The organism is Williamsia sterculiae, assembly GCF_900156495.1.
Lineage (GTDB): Bacteria > Actinomycetota > Actinomycetes > Mycobacteriales > Mycobacteriaceae > Williamsia_B > Williamsia_B sterculiae.
This window is the reverse complement of the sequence record NZ_FTNT01000015.1, coordinates 62,922-85,326: the sequence shown is the minus strand read 5'-3', so window position 1 is coordinate 85,326 and position 22,405 is coordinate 62,922. Positions and strand designations below refer to the sequence as shown.

General features: G+C 67.9%; 21 protein-coding genes. 8 read left to right on the top strand and 13 right to left on the bottom strand.

Annotated features, from left to right (window positions below; translation table 11 throughout):
• Positions 1–112: 112 nt before the first annotated feature.
• Entirely contained in the window at positions 113–877 is a 765-nt protein-coding gene (locus BW971_RS19805; protein WP_076482796.1) for a TetR/AcrR family transcriptional regulator, read from the bottom strand.
• A gap of 110 nt (positions 878–987) precedes the next feature.
• Between BW971_RS19805 and BW971_RS19800 the strand changes: the two genes are divergently transcribed.
• The 6 genes from BW971_RS19800 (at position 988) to BW971_RS19775 (ending at position 8,112) form a co-directional block, all read left to right on the top strand.
• Positions 988–2,547 carry an MFS transporter gene (locus BW971_RS19800; RefSeq protein WP_234974513.1) on the top strand — a complete coding sequence of 520 codons (1,560 nt, stop codon included), beginning with the start codon at positions 988–990 and terminating at the stop codon, positions 2,545–2,547.
• Positions 2,460–3,140: a histidine phosphatase family protein gene (locus tag BW971_RS19795; RefSeq protein ID WP_076482794.1), complete on the top strand. Its 681-nt coding sequence runs from the start codon at positions 2,460–2,462 to the stop codon at positions 3,138–3,140. Before BW971_RS19800 ends, BW971_RS19795 begins: the two co-directional genes overlap by 88 nt.
• Before the next feature lie 98 nt (positions 3,141–3,238).
• Positions 3,239–4,213: an ABC transporter permease gene (locus tag BW971_RS19790; protein ID WP_076482793.1), complete on the top strand. Its 975-nt coding sequence runs from the start codon at positions 3,239–3,241 to the stop codon at positions 4,211–4,213.
• Positions 4,210–5,028, top strand: a complete 819-nt coding sequence (locus BW971_RS19785; RefSeq protein ID WP_076482792.1) for an ABC transporter permease — start codon at positions 4,210–4,212, stop codon at positions 5,026–5,028. Before BW971_RS19790 ends, BW971_RS19785 begins: the two co-directional genes overlap by 4 nt.
• Positions 5,021–6,559, top strand: coding sequence for a dipeptide ABC transporter ATP-binding protein (locus tag BW971_RS19780; RefSeq protein ID WP_076482791.1), 1,539 nt, complete (start codon positions 5,021–5,023; stop codon positions 6,557–6,559). Before BW971_RS19785 ends, BW971_RS19780 begins: the two co-directional genes overlap by 8 nt.
• Positions 6,556–8,112, top strand: a complete 1,557-nt coding sequence (locus BW971_RS19775; protein WP_076482790.1) for an ABC transporter substrate-binding protein — start codon at positions 6,556–6,558, stop codon at positions 8,110–8,112. The genes BW971_RS19780 and BW971_RS19775 overlap by 4 nt, the downstream gene beginning before the upstream one ends.
• Positions 8,113–8,124: 12 nt before the next feature.
• Here the strand turns inward: BW971_RS19775 and BW971_RS19770 are convergent, their stop codons facing one another.
• The 8 genes from BW971_RS19770 to BW971_RS19735 all read right to left on the bottom strand — a co-directional run bounded on the left by BW971_RS19770 (position 8,125) and on the right by BW971_RS19735 (position 16,132).
• Positions 8,125–9,129, bottom strand: coding sequence for a phosphotransferase family protein (locus tag BW971_RS19770; protein WP_076482820.1), 1,005 nt, complete (start codon positions 9,127–9,129; stop codon positions 8,125–8,127).
• Between the two features lie 11 nt (positions 9,130–9,140).
• Positions 9,141–10,385, bottom strand: a complete 1,245-nt coding sequence (locus BW971_RS19765; RefSeq protein ID WP_076482789.1) for an acyl-CoA dehydrogenase family protein — start codon at positions 10,383–10,385, stop codon at positions 9,141–9,143.
• An 82-nt stretch (positions 10,386–10,467) separates the two neighbouring features.
• Positions 10,468–11,091 (bottom strand): TetR/AcrR family transcriptional regulator, encoded by a 624-nt coding sequence (locus BW971_RS19760; RefSeq protein ID WP_076482788.1) that lies wholly within the window; start codon positions 11,089–11,091, stop codon positions 10,468–10,470.
• A 179-nt stretch (positions 11,092–11,270) separates the two neighbouring features.
• Entirely contained in the window at positions 11,271–12,581 is a 1,311-nt protein-coding gene (locus tag BW971_RS19755; protein WP_076482787.1) for an alpha-hydroxy-acid oxidizing protein, read from the bottom strand.
• Between the two features lie 39 nt (positions 12,582–12,620).
• Complete coding sequence (locus BW971_RS19750) at positions 12,621–13,262, bottom strand: response regulator (protein WP_076482786.1); 642 nt, start codon at positions 13,260–13,262, stop codon at positions 12,621–12,623.
• On the bottom strand, positions 13,232–14,362 hold the full coding sequence (locus BW971_RS19745) for a sensor histidine kinase (protein ID WP_076482785.1): 1,131 nt from the start codon (positions 14,360–14,362) through the stop codon (positions 13,232–13,234). The genes BW971_RS19750 and BW971_RS19745 overlap by 31 nt, the downstream gene beginning before the upstream one ends.
• A 64-nt stretch (positions 14,363–14,426) precedes the next feature.
• On the bottom strand, positions 14,427–15,209 hold the full coding sequence (locus tag BW971_RS19740; RefSeq protein ID WP_200799485.1) for an ABC transporter permease: 783 nt from the start codon (positions 15,207–15,209) through the stop codon (positions 14,427–14,429).
• Positions 15,206–16,132, bottom strand: a complete 927-nt coding sequence (locus BW971_RS19735; RefSeq protein WP_076482784.1) for an ABC transporter ATP-binding protein — start codon at positions 16,130–16,132, stop codon at positions 15,206–15,208. Before BW971_RS19735 ends, BW971_RS19740 begins: the two co-directional genes overlap by 4 nt.
• Before the next feature lie 165 nt (positions 16,133–16,297).
• On the opposite strand from BW971_RS19735, the gene BW971_RS19730 reads away from it, so the two are divergent.
• On the top strand, positions 16,298–16,711 hold the full coding sequence (locus BW971_RS19730; RefSeq protein ID WP_083710453.1) for a YrdB family protein: 414 nt from the start codon (positions 16,298–16,300) through the stop codon (positions 16,709–16,711).
• 1 nt (position 16,712) lies between these two features.
• Here the strand turns inward: BW971_RS19730 and BW971_RS19725 are convergent, their stop codons facing one another.
• Both BW971_RS19725 and BW971_RS19720 read right to left on the bottom strand, forming a co-directional pair.
• Positions 16,713–18,134: an ankyrin repeat domain-containing protein gene (locus tag BW971_RS19725; protein ID WP_076482783.1), complete on the bottom strand. Its 1,422-nt coding sequence runs from the start codon at positions 18,132–18,134 to the stop codon at positions 16,713–16,715.
• A gap of 161 nt (positions 18,135–18,295) precedes the next feature.
• A complete protein-coding gene (locus BW971_RS19720; RefSeq protein WP_076482782.1) occupies positions 18,296–18,934 on the bottom strand; it encodes a LysE/ArgO family amino acid transporter in 639 nt (212 codons plus the stop codon).
• Between the two features lie 73 nt (positions 18,935–19,007).
• Between BW971_RS19720 and BW971_RS19715 the strand changes: the two genes are divergently transcribed.
• Entirely contained in the window at positions 19,008–19,919 is a 912-nt protein-coding gene (locus tag BW971_RS19715) for a LysR family transcriptional regulator ArgP (RefSeq protein ID WP_076482817.1), read from the top strand.
• On the opposite strand, the gene BW971_RS19710 is transcribed toward BW971_RS19715, so the two are convergent.
• Positions 19,888–21,315, bottom strand: a complete 1,428-nt coding sequence (locus BW971_RS19710) for an MFS transporter (protein WP_076482781.1) — start codon at positions 21,313–21,315, stop codon at positions 19,888–19,890. The genes BW971_RS19715 and BW971_RS19710 overlap by 32 nt on opposite strands.
• A gap of 4 nt (positions 21,316–21,319) precedes the next feature.
• On the bottom strand, positions 21,320–22,396 hold the full coding sequence (locus tag BW971_RS19705) for an LLM class flavin-dependent oxidoreductase (protein WP_076482816.1): 1,077 nt from the start codon (positions 22,394–22,396) through the stop codon (positions 21,320–21,322).
• Positions 22,397–22,405: the final 9 nt, after the last annotated feature.

Here is a 22,405-nt window from a genome sequence, read left to right as displayed (position 1 = left end):
CACTACCTCCCGGTTCCCGCTCGGCCCGATCGACCGTCGTGAACATCCAACCTATAGGCGCGGAGCCGCCGTGGCCCACCGGACCGCGTCATTACGCGCAGAGCGAAGTCGTTCACCCGCGCCCGCGGGTGCCCTCGATCCGCTGAGCGAGCCCGTCGAGCAGCACCTCGAGCCCATAGGTGAGCTCCTCGGCGAAGAAGTCGTCGTCGTTGCTGTCCATGCCGCCCTGCAGGGCGGACCACAGCGCGGGGTAGGTCTCCGGTCGCACCAGGCGGGCCAACGACTCCTCGTACGGTTCGCCGGACGCCTCGGCCTTCCCCGCCCCCAGCGCGCCGAGCTGATCCGACTGACGCACGTGGTTGCGGATGAAGCCGTCCACCAGCAACAGGGACGAGAACCTCTCCTGGGTCGACAACGCGGTGTCCGCGAAACACCGGATCCCCGCGTCGGTCCAGGCCAGGACGTTCGGCGTCACCGGCGGCCGGTGCATCGGCATCGACACCACCCAGGGCCGGGAGACCAGCACCGCGGCGATGGCCTGTGACCACGACGTCAGGCGTTCACGCCAGTCACCCGACCCCGTCAGGTCGGGCGACGGCCTGCCGAACGCCTCGTCGAGCATGACCGCCAGGAGGTCGTCCTTCGAGTCGACGTAGCGGTACAGCGACATCGTGGTGACCCCGAGTTCGGTGGCGATCGCCTTCATCGACGCCGCCTCCCATCCCTGTGCGTCGGCCACCGAGACAGCAGCTCGCCCGATGTCGCGGATGGTGAATGCCGGCTTCGGCCCTCGGCGGACATCGTCGAGCCCCCACAGCAACTGCAGGTAGCGGGGTAGCGGGGGGACCTCGGGTTGATCGTTCGGCGACGCGGTCACACCCCGATCCTACTTACTGCTTGCGCCGCACACAGTTGCATGCTTATCTAGGTATGGCATAAACAGTTTATGTTGACCACAGTTACTCGCAAACCTCGTGAGGTGTCGTCATGATCCGCTCCCCCTGGCTCGGCCTCGTCGCCCTCTGCGCGCCGATGCTGATCGTGTCCATGGACGTCTCCGTCCTGTTCTTCGCCGTGCCCTACATCTCCGAGGATCTGGCACCCTCCCCCGAACAACAGCTCTGGATATTCGACGTCTACGGCTTCGTACTCGCCGGACTGCTGCTGTCGATGGGCGCACTCGCCGACCGCTTCGGTCACCGACGTGTCCTGCTCCTCGGTGCCACCGCCTTCGGGATCGCCTCAGTGATCGCCGCCTACGCGACGAGTGCCGAGATGCTGATCGGCGCACGAGCGGTATTGGCCGTTGCCGGCGCGACGCTGATGCCGTCCACGCTCGCCCTGATCCGGCGCCTCTTCGACGACGAGGGTGATCGAACAAAGGCGGTGGCCGCGTGGAACGCGGTGATGACCGGTGGTGTCGCGGTGGGACCGATCATCAGTGGCGTTCTGCTCGAGCAGTTCTGGTGGGGATCGGTCTTCCTCATCAACGTGCCGGTGATGGTGGTGCTGCTGGTGGTCGCCCCGATCCTGCTCCCCGCGGACACCGGTGACCGCTCGCGGCGGGTCGATCTGCTCAGTTCACTGTTCGTACTCGCGAGCCTGCTGCCGATCATCCAGGGCATCAAGACTCTGGCCGCACACGGATTCTCGGTGGAACGCACCGCGCTGATCGTCATCGGTCTGTCGTTCGGCGCGGCATTCGTCGCTCGTCAGCGACGCTTGGAGCACCCACTGGTCGACCTGCAGTTGTTCGCGAATCGCCGCCTGTCCGCGTCGATCTGGATCAACGTGGTCTCGATGTTCGGGCTGATGGGGAATGCGGTGATGATGACCCAGTACCTCCAGTCGGTGCTCGGTTACTCACCCCTGCAGGCCGCACTCTGGAGCCTCGCACCGTCGGTGGTGGTCGGGGCCGTCGCGCCGACCAGCGCGGTGCTGGCCGCCAGGGTCGGTCGTCCACCGGTGATGGTCGGCGGACTCCTCGTAGGGGCCTGCGGTTACTTCGTCCTCGCCGCGGCAACCGGTACCGACACCTTGGTCACCGTTCTCATCGGCGCCACCCTGCTGGCCGGCGGGATCGTCTCCACCACCACGATGGTGGCCGACCACGTGGTCTCCGTCGCTCCCGCGGACCGTGCGGGAGCATCGGCCGCGCTGTTGGAGACCTCGTCGGAACTCGGCGGCGCGCTGGGCATCGCCCTGCTCGGCAGCCTGCTGAACCTGATCTACCGCCGCACGGTTGATCAGGGCGTGGTCACCGGTGCCGCGGCACGCGAGAGTCTCGCCGGCGCGATCGCCGACCGCGGTTCCGCTGCCGACGTCATCGACGCGGCACGCTCGGCGTTCGTATCGGGGCTGTCCGGGGCGGCCCTCGTCGCCGGACTGGTGCTGGTGCTCACCGCGATCGGTGCCATGTGGGCGCTCCGCGGAGATACCGCACCTGCGATGATGGACCGGTGGGCGTCATCTACCTCGTCCGGCACGGCCAGGCGCGAGCACAGGCATACGGAGCCGGAGCCTGGGCTCAGGCACAAGGGGGATTGACCGAGCTCGGTCAGGCGCAGGCGGCCGCGACCGGCCGGGCGTTGGCGGCGCGATGCGATCGCATCGACGCCGCCATCTCCGGCGATCTGGCCCGGCAACGGGAGACGCTGACCACCGTCCTCGACGTCGTCGCTCACGAGGTGGTTGCGCGGACGGACCCCCGCTGGAACGAGTACGACATCAACACCATTCTCAGCGAACACGAACAACACGTCGCCGGGGGCGGACGTGAACTGCAGCGGAGCCTGGACACCGCGCTCTCCGAGTGGATCACCGAGGTCCGCGCTCCGTCGGGTCGGGAGTCCTACGGCGACTACCGACGCCGGTGCGCCGAGGCCCTGGACACGGTGCGCGGTCTGGCCGGCCCGGGGCAGACCGCGGTGGTGGTGTCGTCGGCGGGAACGATCACCCAGATCGTCGCGCAACTGTGGGGGGTGAGTGGTCCCCGGTGGCAGATCATGAGCCGCACCATGATCAATGCCTCGGTCACCAAACTGATCGTCGGCCGGGGCGGGGTCTCGGTGGTGTCGGTCAACGAACACGCACACCTCGAGAGCCTCGACCCCGACGGGTCACTGATGACGTTCCGATAGCGCGGCCGAGTCGACGCGACCACCGGTGACGCTGTCAAGATTGCGCGCACGCCGGATCGAAGTGGACAGCAACCGCACCGGTCGGGAACTCTCGACAGATGCCCATCCCCGCGACCGCGCTCGCCGTCGGCAGGCGACTGGGCGCCGCCGTGATCACGTTGTTCATCGCCAGTCTGGTGATCTTCGCGATCCTGCGCCTGGTCCCCGGTGATCCGGCGACCGTACTGGCGGGTGCCGATGCGACCCCGGCGACCGTGGCCGGTATCCGGCACGACCTCGGCCTCGACCGTTCGCTGGTCTCGCAGTACCTGCACTGGTTGGGTGGGCTGGTGACCTTCGACCCCGGCCGGTCCTACGTGGTGGGTGGGACGATCGGTTCGCTACTCGCACACGGGTCGGCGAACACCGGCATCCTCGCACTCGCCGCGCTGATCATCGCACTGGTCATCACCGCTGTTCTCGCACTGGGTGTCACGCTGTGGCCCGCGCGCTGGTTGCGGATCGTGGTGACAGCGTTCAACTCGCTGTCCATCGCCATCCCCACCTTCGTCACCGGTGTGGTGTTGGTGCAGGTGTTCGCGGTGACGCTGGCGTGGCTTCCCGCAGGCGGCACACCCCCGCGCGGCTACCTCGACGACGGTGGCATCACCCTGCAGTACCTGCTGTTACCCGCCCTCTGTCTGGGACTACCTGTCGCGTCGACGCTCACCCGGTTCCTCACCGAGGCTCTGCAGACCGAACTCCGTGCGCCCTACATCCTGACCGCCAGGGCCATGGGTCTGTCACACACCCGGGTGGTCCTCGGGAGCGCGTTGCGCAACGCCCTCCCGTCCACCCTCACCGCACTCGGGGTACAGATCGGTCAGCTGCTCGGGTCCGCGGTGTTGGTCGAGGCCATCTTCGCGTGGCCGGGTCTGGGTCAGTTGCTGGCCCAGGGCATCAACGCCCGGGACTACCCACTGGTGCAGGCACTGCTGCTGGTATCGGTGACCGTGTTCATCGTGATGGCCACCCTCACCGATCTGCTGCAGACCGCGCTGGATCCGGCACGGCGGGCAGCGGTGAGCCGATGACCGCGACCACCCGCACCCGACGGCGTATACCGGTGACGCTCGTGGTCGGCCTCGTGCTGATCGCCGTGGTGGTCGCCTGCGGCCTGTTGGCTCCGGTCCTCGCCGGCCACGATCCGTTGCGCCAGGTGCCGGGTGAGAACCTGTTGTCGCCCAGCGGTTCACATCCACTGGGTACCGACGAGCTCGACCGTGACGTGTTCGCCCGTGTGCTGTACGGCATCCGGACCACGCTGACCGTGTTGGTGATCGCCATTCCCATCGGGGCGGTCGTCGGCACACTCCTCGGTCTGCTGGCCGCCTCGGGCCGGATCGCCGACACCGTGACCTCTCGTGCCTTCGACGTGGTGTTCGCCTTTCCCGCGATCATTCTGGGCATCACCGTGACCGCGCTCCGCGGACCGGGTATCGCGACGGTGATCATCGCGATCGCGATCACCGAGATCCCGCTGTTCGGCCGCGTGATGCGCGCGTCCGCGTTACGCGTTCGCACCCAGCCGTATGTGGAGAGCGCTCGGCTCGCCGGCGCCTCCAAGGTACGCATCGTGCGCAGCCATGTGTTGCCCAACGCGGTGGAACCGCTGATCGTGCAGATCGCCCTGTCGCTGTCGCTCGCCGTGTTCGTGGAGAGCGCGATGAGTTTCATCGGTGTGGGCGTCCGGCCACCGCGGCCGTCGCTGGGTTCGACACTGGCCGAAGCGGTCTACAACTGGGACGTCAATCCCGGTTATCCACTGGGTCCGCTCGTCACCATCGTCGCGCTGTCACTCGGCTTCCTGTTGATCGCCCAGGGTGTCGGCGAGGTGCGTCGTGGCTGATCACGTGGTGGCCGTGACCGATCTGTCGGTGGTCGACTCCGGAACCCGCATCGTCGACGAGGTGTCGTTGGTCGTCGAGGCCGGTACCGTGCTCGCCCTGGTCGGAGAGTCCGGGTCGGGCAAATCGCTGACGGGCCGGGCGATCATCGGACTGCTGCCCGACGGCCTCACCCCGCACGGATCGATCGACCTCGGTGGCGACGAGGTGGTCGGCGCGTCTGAGGACACTCTGCGCGGGTTCCGTGGCACGCGCGCGGGCATGGTGTTCCAGGAGCCGCAGACAGCTCTGAACCCCGCGCAACGCATCGGCACCCAGCTTCGGATGGCGTTGCGGGCACACGCCACGGTGAGCCGTCCCGACGCACGACGCCGCGCGATCGACCTGCTCACCGAGGTGGGACTGCCCGACCCGGGGACGCGCATCGATTGGTACCCGCACCAGCTGTCCGGCGGACAGAAGCAGCGGGTGGTGCTCGCACTCGCGTTGGCCGGCGAACCGCGCTTGATCATCGCCGACGAACCCACCACCGCACTCGATGTCACGGTGCAGGCCGAGATCCTCGATCTGTTCCGAACCCTCTGTACCCGCAACGGCATCGGGATCCTGCTGATCACCCACAACATGGGTGTCGTATCCCAGATCGCCGATCGGGTGGCGGTGATGCGCGCCGGCCGGATCGTCGAGACCGGGACCGCCGCCGCCGTCCTCACCCACCCGAGCCATCCGTACACCCGGCAGCTGCTCGACGCAGTACTGACCGTCCGAGCCGACCAGCCACACGAGGACACCTCACCGAAACCTCTGGTGCGCGTGAACGATCTGACGGTGCGGTACCCCCGGCAGGGGCAGAGTGCGGCCTTCGACGCCCTGCGCGAGGTGTCGGTGGACATCGGCCGCGGTGAGGTGCTCGGAGTGGTCGGCGAGTCCGGTTCCGGCAAGACCACCTTGGGCCGATGCGTACTCGGGTTGGTCACACCCACCAGCGGCACCGTCACCACGACCACCGACAAGGTCGCGCTGATCCACCAGGATCCCTTCACCTCGCTCGACCCGCGGTGGACGGTCCATCGGACCATCACCGAACCACTGCGGATCCGCGGCGTGCGAGATCGCGCCGAGCTCAGGGCGAAGACCGCTGAGCTGCTGGCTGCGGTGCGGTTGCCCGCCGAGGTCGCCGACGAACTGCCGCGCACCCTGTCCGGTGGTCAGCGACAGCGGGTGGCACTCGCCCGTGCGCTCGCCTCCGACCCCGAACTCGTGATCGCCGATGAACCGACCAGTGCGCTGGACGTGTGGGTGCAGGCCTCGGTGCTGTCGGTGTTCACCGACCTGCAGAAGAGCCGCGGGTTCAGCGCGGTCTTCGTCTCCCACGACCTCGCGGTCATCAGCCGGGTGGCCGATCGGGTGGCGGTGCTGCGCGGTGGCCGCGTGATCGAGATCGGTTCGGTGTCCGAGGTGTTCGACAATCCGCGCGACGACTACACCCGGCAGCTCATCGACGCTGTCCCGACGATCGGCGAGGGTGCATGACCGGATTGACGCGCCGTGCCTTCCTCACCGCACTCGGGAGCGTGGGCGCCGCCGGTGCGCTCGCCGGGTGCACTTCCGCCGTCGAACAGGCCCGTCGGGTCGGCACCGGTGCGGGGCGGCCGGGCGGGACGTTGGTGATCGGATCGCTGACCGACATCGATCCGAAGACCGTCTACACACAATCGATCACCACGATGACCCTCGGACTGTTGCTGTGGGACACACTGATCCGATACGACCGCCGTACCCTGCAGCCACTGCCGTCCGTCGCCACGGCGTTCGAGCGGTCCCAGGACGGGACCGCGTTACGGCTGACGCTGCGCGACGACGTAACCTTTCACACGGGACGCCCGCTGACCTCCGCCGACGTCGCGTACGCGGTGGCCACCTACGCCTCGGACAAGGCCGGATCCCAATTGCAGTCGACGGCTTCCGCGATCACGGTGGAGACCCCCGACCCGCACACCGCCGTGCTGCGATCGGCAAAGCCGATCGGGAACATCTTCGATCTGTTGGAGTTCATGCTGCTGACGGACCGCGAGACCGCGGCGGAACTGCAACGGGGTGAGACCTTCGTCGGGACGGGTCCGTTCCGATTCACCGGCAGACAGACCGGCGCGCAGGCCGATCTGGCCCGCTACGACGGGTACTGGAACGGCCCCGCCGCGCTCGACGGTGTCCGCCTGCGCGTGGTGCGTGATTCGGGTGCGCTGCTCACCTCGGTCCGCGCGGGGCAGTCCGATCTGGTCCTCGACGCCGCCCCACAGTCGCTGCGCCCGTTCCACGACAGCTCCCTGTGGCGGGTGGAGTCGGAGGACGTCGACGACGTCGCCTACTACGTGGGCGCCAACGTCGCCGATCCTCGGCTCTCCGACAAGCGGGTGAGGCAGGCGATCTCGTACGCGGTTGATCGCGGGCGTATCGCCGACGAGGTGTTCGTCCGCCGCGCACACGCGAGCTCGGCGCCGTGGGCGCAGACCTCGCCCGCCTACGATCCTCAGGCGAACGCCCGGTATGCGCGTGACCTGGATCATGCCCGCTCGCTGTTGGCCGAGGCCGGTTGGCGCAACGGCTCCTCTCTGACCCTCTCCTACGGCACCGGACTCGCGGTCGCACCGAGCATCGCCGCGGTGATCCAGAACAACCTCGCCGAGATCGGGATCACCGTGCAACTCGACCCCCGCGAGCAGGCGGCGTTCAACCCGTTCCTGAAGAGCGGGAAGCATCAGCTCTGGATCAACCCGCACGGTTTCGGTCAGTCCAATCCCGCGACCCTGGCCACCGGGGCCGCACCGTTCAAACCCAAGGGCAATCTGTCGGCCTTCAGTTCATCGACCTATACGGACGCGGTCGCACGCATCACCTCGGTCGTCGATCCCCGGTCGGCCGACGCCCGCGCGGCCTACGCGGCCTACACCGACATCCTGCTCGACGAGCAGTTCGTCATCGACCTGGTCATCACGACGTCGACCAACGTCTCGCCGTTGGCGGTGAAGGGACTGGGCTGGAACACCTACAAGTACATCGATGCGCACCGGGTGACGGTGCGGTAGAGCGCTATCCGATCAGTCGCCGCGCCGTAGAGCTCGCAGCCCGGCCGCGATGAACTCCGGCGTGGCCGCGGCGGCACGATCGGCTCCGTCGTCGCTGGATGCACCGTTGAGGGCCCGGTGGGTGATGCCCTCGGCGATGATCCCGAGTTTGAAGTTGGCCAACGCCAGATAGAAACCCCAGTGCGGGAGATCATGGCCGGTCAGAGTCGCGTACCGCTGGGCCAGGGTGTCCGCGTCGGGGTACCGACCACTCGTCCACGCGGCCCTGAACCCCAGCACCCGGTCGAACACCGGCTCACGGTAGACGCACATCAGCGCGACGTCGGTGAGTGGATCGCCGAGGGTCGACATCTCCCAGTCGACGACCGCTCTCACCACACCCGGGTCGTCGGTGTCGAGCACCGTGTTGTCGACGCGGAAGTCGCCGTGCACGATCGATTCCGCCGCGGACTCGGGCACGGCCTCGGCAAGAGCGTCGGCGAGGACCTCGACGTCGTCGAGGTCGCGGGTCTTCACGTGGCCCCACTGACGCGACCAGAGCTTCACCTGACGCGCGGCGAACCCGGTCGGTCTGCCGAACTCCGACAGGCCGACCCCGCGATGGTCGATGGCGTGCAGGTCGGCAAGGGTCCGAATCATGGTGTCGGCGTTGCGGTCGATGTCGTCGTCGCCGAGCGTCTGCAGATCTTCCGCCGACCGGATGACGTTGCCGTCGACGAACTCGACCACCGTGAACGGCGCACCGATGGCGTCACCGGTGAGGTCGGCCGCGATCGTACCGGCGACGGGCACCACCGTGTCCTGCAAGGCGTGGGTGACGGTCCATTCGCGGGCCATGTCGTGTGCCGACGGGGTCAATCCACCGGTCGGTGGTCGTCGGACCACCCAGTGCGACAGGTCGTCCCGGACTGAGAAGGTCAGGTTGGATCGTCCGCCACTGATCAGTTCCACCTGCAGGTCACCCTCGACGGGGACACCGGATTCGACCAGGAACCCGCGTAACGCTGCCTCGGGCATCGCGGGATGGCTCACCGCCCCGCCTGCTTCTGTTCCGGACCCGACAGCCCCGACTCCTCCGCGGCGATGCGCTTCTTCGCCTGTCCCACCGCACGTCTGGCCAGTGCCCAACGGTGCACCTCGGACGGGCCGTCGTAGATGCGGAACGGTCGCAGCTCAAGCTGCAATCGCGCCAGCGGCAGTTCGTCGGACACCCCGAGCCCGCCGCACATCTGGATCGCGCGATCCACGACCCGGTTGAACGCCTCGGCGGCAAACGTTTTCGCGATGGAGGTCTCGTCACCCGCGGGCTGCCCGAGATCGAGCTCGGCACAGGCCTTCACCAACAGTGCTCGCGACGCGGCGAGGTCGATCTCGTTGTCGGCGACCATCTGCTGCACCATGCCCAGGTCGCCGAGTCGGGTTCCGAAAGCCTCACGCCGCGCCACATAGTCCACCGCGATGTCCTGGGCGCGACGCGCCGTCCCCAGCCAGCGCATGACGTGGGTCATCCGAGCCGGACCCAACCGCACCTGCGCGTAGCGGAAGCCCTGATCGACCTCGCCCAGGACACCGGAGTCGGGCACGAAGACGTCGGTGAACACCACCTCGCAGTGACCGCCCAGCATTGCTCGGTCGACGGTGCCGATGTGCCGGACCACCTCGACGCCCGGTGTGTCCGCCGGCGCGAGGAACATCGTCGCGCCACCGCGATCGCCCACCGAGCCGGAGGTGCGGGCCATGATGATGAGGAAACCGGCACCATCGGCACCGGTGATGAACCACTTGCGTCCGGTGATCCGCCATCCACCATCGACCTTCGTCGCCGTGGTCGACAACGCCGACGGATCCGAGCCGGCACCGGGCGCGGGTTCGGTCATCGCGAAGGCCGACCGCACGTCGCCTGCGGCAAGGGGGGCGAGGAACTGTTGTCTCTGCGCCTCGTCGGCGATGTGCGCCAGCATGTGCACGTTGCCCTCGTCGGGCGCGGCGATGTTGGTGGCGATCGGACCGAACACCGAATACCCGGCTGCCTCGAACACCGGCACGCGGTCGGACATGTTCAGGCCCAGTCCGCCGTACTCGACCGGGGCATGCGGGGCGAACACGCCCGCCGCCTTGGCCGCGGCCTGCAGTTCGCGACGCACCTGCTCACCGGCGACGATCAGATCACCGTCGTAGCGTTCTTCGACGGGAAGGACGTGCGACCGGACAAAGGCCTCTGTCGCGTCGACGATCTTCTCGACGTCGTCGTCGTACTGCAGGTCGATGGCCACGGTGCCGCCTCTCGGGTTGCGCCGAGCGATCGCTCGGTCGGGAATCAACCTCTCACACGCCGGTCCGAGCGTCAAGCAGTGGTCAGGCTCCGCGGTAGCCGACCGCATCCCTGGCGATCTGCAGGTAGCGCTTCACCAGTTCATCGGCGTCCAACGGACCGGACGGCTTGTACCAGGTGGACACCGACACGCACATGGTGGTGACCGCGCGCCCGGCGTCTTTCGGGTACGCGGTGGTGAAATCCCCCTCGGCCATCCCCGCCTCGATGATCTCGTCGACCATCCGTTGCTGTCGGTCGCGATGCGCGATGTACGCCGCGCGGTAGGAGTCGTCCAGGCTGCGGATCTCGGTCGACCCGATGAACGCCTGCTCACGTCGGTACATGTGGAACCGCAACAGGCATTCGACCACCGCACCGAACCGCTCCACCGGAGCGTTCCCCGCCGCTGCGACCGCGCGCTCCGACCGGGCCAGCAGATCGGTCATCGTCATCTCCAGCAGCCCCTGCAGCAACGACTGTTTCGAGGGGTAGTGATGGTAGAGCCCTGGGACCGAGAGATTGGCCCGCGCAGCGATGTCTCGGACCGAGGTGCCGTGATACCCCTGTTCGGCGAACGCCGCGAGTGCCGCGGCGAGCGGAGCCGGGAGCTGGGGCTCCCCGTAGTCGCGCCAGCCCGCGTCTGCGACCTCCTGCTTCTCGGTCATTGCACCACGGTATCTGTTCGGTCCATCGCGCGGTACAGCGCGCAGAGCCGGCGATCCGCGCTCGACGGGTGTCGGCAGCACTATTCGGGGTCGGATCAGCCCGCATGTCCGTAGCGACACAGGCGGTTCGCGTCGTGCACCCGGCGGCGAGCGGTCAGTCGATCACCACCACCGGCGCATCAGTCGACCCGCTGCAATGCGTCGCGCGGTAGGTCACGCAGGGACGTCTGCCCGGACAACCCGAGGGTGAGGTCGAGTTCGGCGATGATGTTCGCGACCACGTCGCGCGCCCCGTCGGCACCACCCAGTGCCAAGCCGTACATGTGCGGTCGACCGATGCAGGCGGCGTCCGCACCCAGCGCGAGCACCTTGAAAACGTCGGCACCGGATCGGATCCCCGAGTCGACGATGATGCGGCAGCGACCATCGACGGCCGCGACCACGCTCGGTAGTGCGTCGACCGACGCGACGGCACCGTCGATCTGTCGTCCACCGTGATTGGACACCAGCACACCGTCCACGCCTGCGTCGACCGCGCGACGGGCGTCGTCGGGGTGGCAGATCCCCTTGAGCACGATGGGCAGTGACGTGCGCGAGCGCAGGCCGGCGATGTCGTCCCAGTTCAGGGTCGGGCGCGAGTAGATGTCCAGGAAGGTCTGTACCGCAGCCCGCGGCTCCGGTGACCGGATATTGTCGACCAGCCTCCCCGGTGCGTTGCGCGCGATGGACAGCAGGGTCGCGACCCCGGCGGCGGCACTGCGCGGGCCGGTGATCTGTGGCGTGGGACCGCCCGCCCCGGCGGCGATCCTCTCCCGGACGATCTCGCGGAAGCGGGGGTCGGAAGTGTATTGGTCGATGCCCTGACCACGGGCGAATGGCAGCGATCCGATGTTCAGGTCCTGTGGTCGCCAACCGAGCATGGTGGTGTCGAGGGTGACGGTGACAGCCGATGCCCCGGACCTCTCGGCCCGCGCGAGAAACGAGTCCACGAGGTCGTCGTCGGACGACCAGTACAGCTGGAACCAGCGAGGCGATCCGGGCGTGACCGCATCCATCGCCGCGGCCGTCTCCTCCATCGGGGCACAGCCCTGATTGGAGAAGATGTACGGCACACCGAGTTCCGCCGCGGCCCGGCCGATGAGCAGGTCGGCGTCGTGGCGAACCAGCGCGCCCGCCCCCACGGGTGAGAACAACACCGGCGCGGGCAACCGGCTGCCGAACAGATCGATGCTCAGATCACGCTCGGAGACGTCGCGTAACACCCTCGGCACGATGGCCCAGCGGTTCAGCGCCCGCCGGTTCGCCGTCATCGTGGTCCCCTCGCCGGCGCCACCGCCGACGTAAGCCCAGGCTCGTGAATTCATCGCGCGGCGGGCCCGGCGCTCCAGCTCGGGGAAGTCCGTCGGCACCGTGGGACGCTTCCCGAAGGCCCCGGCGGCGTAGATGGCGTTCTGGCGAGCGCGACCGGTGAGGTCGGCGATGACGTTCATGGACTCACCGTAGTCAGACACTCAGAGCAGTAGTGACACTCAGAGCAGACCGCGCTCGAACGCCACCCGCACCGCGGCGGCGCGGTCCCGCACACCCAGCTTGGCGTACACGTGCAGCAGATGCGTCTTGATGGTGGCTTCGCTCAGCGCGAGCTGCCGCGCGACGGTGCGGTTGGTCCCGCCCGCCGCGATCGCCGCGAGCACCTCCGTCTCACGGTCGGTCAGCCGGGGTGCGTGCCGCCGGGCGATCAGACTCTGGGTGGCGCTGGGGGTCAGTACGTTGCGGCCAGCGGCGGCGTCGAGGATCGCCGCGATCAGCTCGTCGCGCCCCAGGGCCTTCATGACGTAACCGTCGGCCCCGGCGTCGACCGCGGAGTGGATGTCCCGATCGGTGTCGTATGTCGTGAGCACCAGGATCACCGGCCTGGTCGGGTGCAACCGGCGGAGCTCGCCGATGGCCGACACACCGTCACCGTCGGGCATCCGCAGATCCATCAACACGAGATCGGGGTCGTGCCGGGATACCTGGGCGACGGTCTCGCGCCCGGAGCCGGCCTCGGCGATCACCGCGATCCGTTCGTCGGTGGCCAGCATGCCCTTCACCCCGTCCCGCACGATGGGGTGGTCGTCGGCGATGAGCACGGTCACGGTCACGCCGGAACCACCGTGCGCACCAGACATCCACTGCCGACCGATGTCTCCCACTCCACAGACCCACCCGACGGTCGGACGCGTTCCTGCATGTTGCCCAGCCCGTTGCCCCGATGCACGAGTGACGCGTCGAATCCGCAGCCGTCGTCACGAACATCGAGCAGCACCCCCTCCTCGGTGTAGGTCAAGGTCACCTCGACCGCCGAAGCCCGCGCATGTCGCGCCACATTCGACAGCGCCTCCTGGCAGATGCGCAGGAGGTTCTGGTCGTCGCCGGTCGGCACCGGCGAGCCATCGACGTGTGATCGGGCCGCGATGTCGTGCACCGTCGACCACGCGGCGACCATGTCGGTCAGCGCGGTGGGCAGCGATTGATCATCCAGCATCGGGGACCGCAACGCCGCCACGGCACGTCTGGCCTCGGCGAGACCGTCTCGGGCCAGCCGCTTGGCGGTGTCGACCCGCTGCTGCCAATCGACCCCCGGACCGATCGCTTCCAGCTGACTGACGATGGCGACCAGATCCTGGGCGACGGTGTCGTGGATCTCGCGAGACAACCGCGCGCGTTCCGTCAGCTTTCCCTGTTCGGTTGCCCTGCCGAGTAGTTCGGTCTGCAGATCCGCGTTGCGCCGCTGCGCGGCCTCGAGTTCGTCAAGGGTGCGTTCCCGCTCGATCATCTCCCGTTCGCGACGCGCGCTGAGCAGGCCGAGGACCGCGACCACCCCGATATTGACCACGAAGAGCGCGATGAAGGCGCCAGGCGTTGCGGCGACCTGGTGCGCTCCACCGACCTGTGCGACCGCCACCACCACCGCGTTGAGGGCCAGCGCCGCGTACAGCACCGGCCCCTCGAACGCCAGCAACGCGGCGACGTAGCCCATGAAGGCGTAGATCCCGAAGAACGGACTGATGACGATCAGACCGGTCGCGACCACGAGCTGGACGAGATAGACCGTGACTCTCGGCCCCCGTGCGAGCGGGGCCATCCGGGCCGTGACGACGTGCACGGCGCCTGCTGCCACCATCAGCGCGATCATCAGCACCACCGAGCGGAGGGATCCGATGAGCCCGGCGAGCACCGTGCAGACCATCGAGCCGATCAGGAGTCCGAGGGGGAGCCAGATGGTCATCACGGGCGTGGCATCGCCTCGAGACCATCTCCGCCATTCGCGACTCATGTGTCCCATCGTCGCACTACTCCCACCGGAACATCCTGATCGCGACAGCCGACAACACCACCGTCCACGCAACGAGCACCCCGAGGTGCAGCAGGGCCGGCCAGCCACCCGCCGAGGTCTCGGTCAGGGCTCCGACCGCGGACCCACTCGGCGTCGCGTCGGAGATCGCCCGAAGCCACTGGGGCATGCTCTCTCGGGGCAACCACAGTCCGGCGAAGAACTGCAGCACGAAGAACAGCAGGGTGCCGACGGCGCCGGCGATCTTGTTGCTGTGCACGGTGCTGGCCAACACCAGACCGATGGCGAGCATGCACATGGCGGAGAACAGGAACGCGATCAGGAACCCGACCGGGTTACCGGGTAGTGGCGCACCACACGCGGCCGGAATGAGGACCATGGCCAGCATCACCACCACCTCGACGACGAAGGTGAGGACCGCCTGGGCCGTCAGCAGCGCGACGGGTGACGCGGGTGTGGTGCGCAAGCGTTTCAGGATGCCCCGTTCACGGTAGCGGGTGAGCGTGTCGGGCAGGATCTGCACGCTGATCAGGATCGCCGAGAACATCACCAGGATCGGTTGATAGAGATCGAACCAGCTGTGGCCCTGTAGGTCGTCCATGGGTTTGCGGGTGACCGGTAACGCGCCGAGGACGATGGAGGCGACGACCGGCAGCAATGCGACCCACACCACCAACGCCGGGTTGCGCCGCATGAGTCGCGCCTCGCTGACCAGCATCCCGTGCAGTCCGACGGTGCTGCGACGTCTCGGGCGGGAGATCGTCGTGGTGGTCGTGATCATGGCTGTTCCTCTCGGTTGATCAGTTCGACGAATGCGTCCTCGAGGTCGGCCGATTCGACGCGAACGCGTTGCGCACCCACCCCGCAGGCACGTAGGGATACGAAGACCTCCTCGAACATCGCGTCCGGCCCGGTCACCGTGATGCGGTCGTCGCTGGTGTACACGTCACCGACGCCGGGAAGTTGTTGCAGCACTGCCGGGTCGAGCGGTCGGGTGGGCCGAAAACTCAACCGGTGCAGGGTGTCGACACCCGCGGCCAGCGCACCGGGGCTGTCGAGCGCCACCACACGGCCACCGTCGATGATCGCAACCCGATCGCACAGTCGCTGTGCCTCTTCCATGAAATGCGATACCAGCAGCAACGTCACCCCGTCGGCACGTAACTCCTCCAGCATCGACCACACCTCGCGGCGGGCCTGCGGGTCGAGTCCGGTGGTCAGCTCGTCGAGAATCGCCACCCGTGGGCGGCCGATCAACGCCAGCGCGACCGACAACCGCTGCTTCTGCCCACCGGAGAGCTTGGCGAATCCGGTGTCACGCTGCGGTCCGAGTCCCAACCGCTCCATCACGACGTCCGGTGACTGCGGGTCAGGATAGAACGATGCGTACAACGTGAGAGCCTCACCGACGGTGAGTTTGTCGGGCAGGGCGCTCTCCTGTAGTTGAATTCCCAGCACGTCACGCAGCTCGGGATCGTCGTCGGCCGGATCACGGCCGAACACGGAGATCGATCCACCCCCTCGCCGTCGTAACCCGCCGATGCACTCGACGATGGTCGTCTTGCCTGCACCGTTCGGCCCGAGCAATCCGAAGATCTCTCCCTCGACGACGTCGAACGAGACATCGGACAGCACCCGTCGGTCGTGATAGCTCTTCTGCAGGTGTTCGACGGTGATGGCCTGCTCTGCGGTGTCACTGGTCATGACATCGAGTCTCGACCGATCCGCGCGGTGGCACCTCGACCACTCGGTTGGTCTCGGATCAACCGATCAGTGGATGGCCGACGTCGGAGGGTGTATCGGTCGCGGCGAGGTGGATGTCGGTGACATGCTTGGTGCGATGGAAGAGCAGGGCATCAGGTGACGCGAATGAACGGTGTCACCGTCGGTGACGACGCCGGTCGTGGCATGAGGGAGTCGATGAACGTGGGCGGTGCAGGGTCATCGGTCCGTGCGGCCAACCTGGCCGTGAAATTCTTCCTGGAGCTGGCCATGTTGGCCTGTTTCGCCTATGGGGGATGGCATCTGGCCGGGGGGCCCTGGCGTCTGATGGCGGCGATCGGGTTGCCGTTGGTCGCCGTCGTTGTGTGGGGTCGATGGGCGGCACCCAGGTCGCTCCGCCGGTTGTCCACCGTCCGCCGCGTGCCTCTGGAAGTCGTCCTGTTCGCCCTCGCCGTCGTCGCGCTGGTGTGCAGCGGTGCGGATGTGGCCGGTGCGATGCTCGCCGCACTGATGGTGATCAACGGTGTTCTGCTGACCGTGTTCGAGCAGTGGGACATGTGATTCACGTTCGACCGATCGGTGGATGCTCCGCCAACACCGCGCCGATCTCCGGACGTCCGAGATGCTCGGCCCAGTCCGCGGGTGTGCCGTCGAACCGACTGTCGCGCAGATCTGTCCGGGCGCCCCTCGCGAGGAGTCGCCGCACGAGTTCGAGGTCGTCGTTCTCGACGGCAGTGTGCAAGGCGGTCTGCCAGGGCTGTTCGATCGGCACGTCGCCGCGACCGAGAGCGTCGATGTGGAACCCGGCACGGAGCAGGATGTCCACGGCGGCGCCCCGTCCCAACCCCGCCGCCCAGACGACGAGCCCCGGACGCCGCTGCCGGGCCCGCACCACGATCTCGGCGGGCGTGGCCGACGCGGCCACCTCGTCCCCGGCCAGGACGGCCCCGATATAGGCGTCTACCGGATCGGCGGGCACCGTCTGCGCGCCCAACTCGACGAGGATGTCGATCAGCTCGGTGTGGCCGTTCGTGCGGGCGATGTCGATGGGGGTGCGTCCCGCTGCGTTCGCGGCGGTCATGTCCACACCGTGATCGGCGAGCAACCGCACCCGCGAGCGCTGGTCGTGGAGCACCGCCCACCCCAGCAGTCCCGCCAGCAGGGTCGGTGGATCCGGCAGCAGGTCGGGTAACAACCGTCGCCACGGCCCACCGTCCCCGTGCCCCAGGCCGAAATCGAAGAGCAATTCAAGGAATGCGTCGTCCCGGGAGAACATGCGGTTGTACAACGCCTGCCCGTCGTTGGGCTCGGCGCCGCGCTCCAGCAACGCCCTGGCCACGGCTGCCCAGTGCGGATGTGCGGGTTGGTCCTGTTCGCCTCCACCGAGTGCACCGGTGAGGACGGTGAACGGGGTCGGCAGGCCGGAGAAGAAACTGCCGTCGTTCGGGTCGGCACCGGCGTCGAGTAGCGCGGTCACCGTCGCGATCGCGTCGCGACGGTCGACGGGGAACCGTGAGTAGGTCGCGTACATCAGTGGTGACCACCCGTGCGGACCGGTGGGTATGTTCACCGCCTCGGGACGCTTCCTCAGATGGTCCCGGAGGTCGGGTACCGATCCGACGGCAACGGCGACAGCGAGGTCGTCGGCGGGGAGTTCGGGGTGCTCGGCCAGCGTCGAGGGCGCGGACCTCCAGTGCCGATCCCCGTCGCTCTGATAGTTCAGGCAGACCTGCCGGAGGAAGCGATCGGCCTCCGACTCGGCGTCACCGGCCGGTCGAGGGGACCAGGTCCGCGCGGCAATCGCCTCGACGTGACGGACCAATCGCGGCCAGGAGGCGAACCCGTATCTGCGTGCCACCTCGGCCTGGGCCTCGTGCAACCGGAATCCGGGGTCGCCGTCGCCACGACGCTCGCGCTGCAGTTCGCGGGCGCGAGTGCGGAGCTGTGCCAGATCCGGACGTTGGGGAAGACGTGCTGTCGCCATGGCGACCTCCTTCGACCACCGTGGTCCGCTGACGGCGCAAAGGAAGTGGCGCGGCTGACGTGTCGGCACTGCTCGACCACAGGGGGGCTCAGCCCTTCCCGCGGACCCGGTGGCGTCCTGCAGCGCCGACTACAGGGTACGGCTCGGCGCACCGCCTCGCGTCACACCGACGCGATCAACGCCACACCCATCGCGGCCATCACCACCGCGACGATCCCGTCGAGCACCTGCCAGGCGCGTGGTCGGGAGAACAAGGGTGCCAGCTTCATCGCGCCGGCACCGAGACCGGCGAACCACAGCACACTGGCCAGACCCGCACCGACGGCGAACACGTACTTCTGATGGGATCCTCCTCCCGCATGCGACTGACTGTTGGCGATGGCGCCCATGGTGACCACCGTGTCGAGATAGACGTGCGGGTTCAGCCAGGTGAGCGCGAGGGCGGTGCCGACCGCTGCCCACCGCCCGACGTTGGCCTGCACCGCGGTGACCTCGTCGAGGTTCAGCGACGTGGGCCGGAGGCAGCGTCGGACCGCCATCGCGGCCAGCACCAGGATGTACCCACCGCCCACCATCTTGGCCACCGTCACCACTGCGGGGTGCGCCGTGACCAACACGCCGAGTCCCGCGACCCCGGCCGAGATCAACACCAGGTCCGAGACCGTGCACACGGCGACCACAGCAGCGACATGACGACGCTGCACCGCCTGCCGGAGGATGAACACGTTCTGCGGGCCGATCGCGATGATGAGGCCGGCACCGGTGAGGAGACCGGTGAGCGCGATGAGGAGGACTGTCACGCCTCAGGACGCTAGGAGGCAATCCCCCATCACTCCAGCGAATGTTTTTGATCGACCATTAGACTTTCTCATGATGGACATCGACAGTGCAGGCCTGCTGACCCTGGCCGCGGTGGTGCGAGAGGGGACCTTCGACGCGGCCGCAACCGCGCTGCACATCACCCCGTCGGCGGTGAGTCAGCGGATCAAGACGCTCGAGACCTCGGTGGGCCGGGTACTCGTCCAGCGGTCGAAACCGGCACGAACCACCCCCGACGGTGAGATCGTGCTCGCGCTGGCCAAGCAGTGGGAGCTGCTCAGTCACGAGGCAACGGCGCGGTTGACCGCCGTCGACGACGACGCCGACGACCCCCGCGATCAGCGTAGGCTGCACCTTCCGATCGCCACCAACGCCGACTCGTTGGCCATCTGGCTGTTGCCGGTGATCGCCGACGTCCAGCGCCGACTACCGGTGGCCATCGAGGTGTTCCGCGACGACGAGACCCGCAGTGCCGAACTGCTCCGTGCGGGGACGGTGTTGGGTGCCGTCACCTCCGACGCCAACCCCATCCAGGGCTGCGCGGTCACCCGGCTCGGCATCATGCGTTACCTCCCGGTGGCCACCCCGGACATCATCGACACCTGGTTCGCCGGCGGCGTGGACGCGGAGGCTCTCCAGCGGGCCCCGATGGTGGCCTTCGACCGCAACGACGCATTGCAGGACCTCATGCTGCGCAAACTGATAGGCACCGACGCGCACCTGCGACCTCCGGTCACCTACGTACCCGCTTCCACCGAATACCACCGGGCGGTCGAACTTGGCGCGGGGTGGGGCACCGTCCCGCTCGCGCAGATCGGCCCCGCCCTGCGAGAGCGCACGGTCCGCACCCTTGGCGACGAGCACCTCGACATCGAACTGTTCTGGCAGTACTGGCGGCTCAGCTCGCCGTTGGTCGACGAACTGACCGCGGCGATCATCGCCGCGGCGGCACGCCACCTGGAGTGACCGCGCCGTCCGGCGCGGGGTGCCGTGTGTCATTCGCACCAGTTTCAGAGTCGCGCACCCGCTGCAATGGATGCGTCTTCGCAGAACTGGTGCGAATGGCGGCGCCGGACTGCACGTTCGCCGTGTCGGAGTCGCCGATCGGGTGAGCGATCTCGTCGCGCCACATGCCGGCCATCAGGTAGGCGAGCAACGCGAACGGCAGCGGTATCACCGCGGCCAGAACAAATGTGGTGGTGAGCCCGAGAGTCGCGGCCACTGGCGCGGCGAGTGCCATCGATACCGGCATGAAACCGATGGACACGAAGAAGTCGAGCCCGGCGGCACGGCCCAACATCTCCGGCGGGACCCGTCGTTGCAGCATCGTTCCCCACCACACCATCGGGCCGTCGAAGGCGGCCCCGGTCACGAACCCCGCCACCGCGAACACCCACACCGAGGTCGCGTGGGCGAACACCAGCATCGGCAGACTGCTGATGCCGAAGATCGCGAACATGGCGGTCAGGTACCGGCGTGGGAACGGAAAGGACGCGCACAACACCGAGCCGATCGCCCCGCCGGCTCCGAAACACGCCAGCACCAACGAGTGCGATGACGCGTCGCCACCCGCGCGATCCTTCAGTGCGAACGGGACCAAGACCTCCAGTGGACCCATCGTGGTCAAGACCAGAATGCTCGCGAACAACAGGGTGCCCAGCAGCCAGGGAGTCCGCACCATGAACCGAAACCCATCGACCATGTCGACTGCCGTGCCGATCAGCGGATGTCGAGAGTCCTCGGTGAGATCGCGACGCAGTGGCACCGGACGCATCAGCACGTAGGTGGACCCCGACAACAGGGCAGACGCGGCAGCCGCCGCCAAGGCCACCCCCGGCGAGGCCAACGCGATCATCGCGCCGGCCATCGCAGGTCCGGCGGCCTGCAGGATCACCGGCCGGAAGGCGCCCTCGACCCCGTTGGCCGCCAACAGATCACGCGGTGGGACGATCGCGGGCAGCAGGGCCGAGTACGTCGGGTAGTAGATGCCGGTGGCCACCCCACCGACCGCAGCGACCGCGGCCAGCTGCCAGACGGCGAGGTCGCCGGTGATCGCCAGCAACGCGACGACACCCACGGTCACCAATGTGACCGCCTCCAACGAGATGAGGATGCTGCGCTGCGTGACGCGGTCGGCCAGCACACCACCGAGCAACGACGACGCCACCATCCCGACCGCCGACGCCCCGGTGATCAAGGACAACTCCACCGGCCCGCCGCCGATGGAGATGATCTGCCAGACCACACCGACGGTCCAGATGCCGTCACCGAACATGGACAGCGCGAGACCCGCGGCCAGTAGTCGGTACTGCCGGTGACCGAACGGCCGCAGCACCCGCGGCAGCCGTTCGGTGGTGGTCATCGGCTCAGTCTGGCGGATACCCCGATACGGCAGCCACCGGATTTCCCTCCGCCGACCGGTCAACGGGACCGGCTCGCCAGCCGAGTTCCGGGGCGATCCGGTGGCGAACGTCGTCGAGGATCTGTTCGTAGTCGGAGCGGTGGAATTCGTAGGGCAGTTCCAGACGCAGTTCGGACACCGCGGAGATGACCGGGTCGGCATGCAACCGCTCCAGGATCTCCTCGGACGTCCCGACCAGGTCGGGGGCGAACAGCGCCCGCCGCTCGCCCTGGGGTGCGAGGGTGCGTTCGTGTCGGCTCGCCGCGTAGGCGCGGTAACGATCTCGGGTGGTGGCATCCGCACCGTCGAGAGGCACGATCACCCGACCGACCGCGACACGACCCGGCCTCCCTGGAGGCAACAGTCGGCGGTATTCGGCGATCGCCTCGGCCTGCGCCGTGGTGAAGTCGTCGGAGGTCTCGCCTGCGGCGATGATGTTGCCTGTCAACAAGTTCAGGCCGGTCTGTGCTGCCCACCGCGCGGAACGCAGGCTCGCGGCGCCGAACCACACGCGGTCGACCAGATCGGGATCATGCGGCTGGAGCCGTGGCCGCTGGGTGTTGCCCGGTGAGGCGATGACGGTGTCCGGCTCACCGAGATAGGCCCCGCGAAGGTTCTCGACGACGCGGGCGACCCGTCCGTAGGACAGGTCGAACTGGCGCCAGTCGCCGTCGTAGACCAGATCACCGAGCAGGTCGGCGTGTGGCATACCGGTGCTGAATCCCGGTTGCAGGCGACCGCGGGACAGCACGTCGGCCAACGACAGGTCCTCGGCCAATCGGAACGGGCTCTCGTATCCGATGGGGATGACCGCCGTGCCCAGTTCGATGGTGCGGGTGCGTTGTCCGGCCGCGGCCAGGAACACCGCGGCCGAACCGACACCGTGTTCGAGGTGGCGTTGGCGGATCCAGGCACCGTCGTAACCGAGACGTTCGCCATATTCGAACAGTTGCAGCGTGTCCTCGAGACCCGGGTACGGGTCGTCGTCGGCGAAGTTGCCCGGGGTGAGGAAGGCCAGTGAACTGATCGCGGGTGTGTTCATCGACGACAC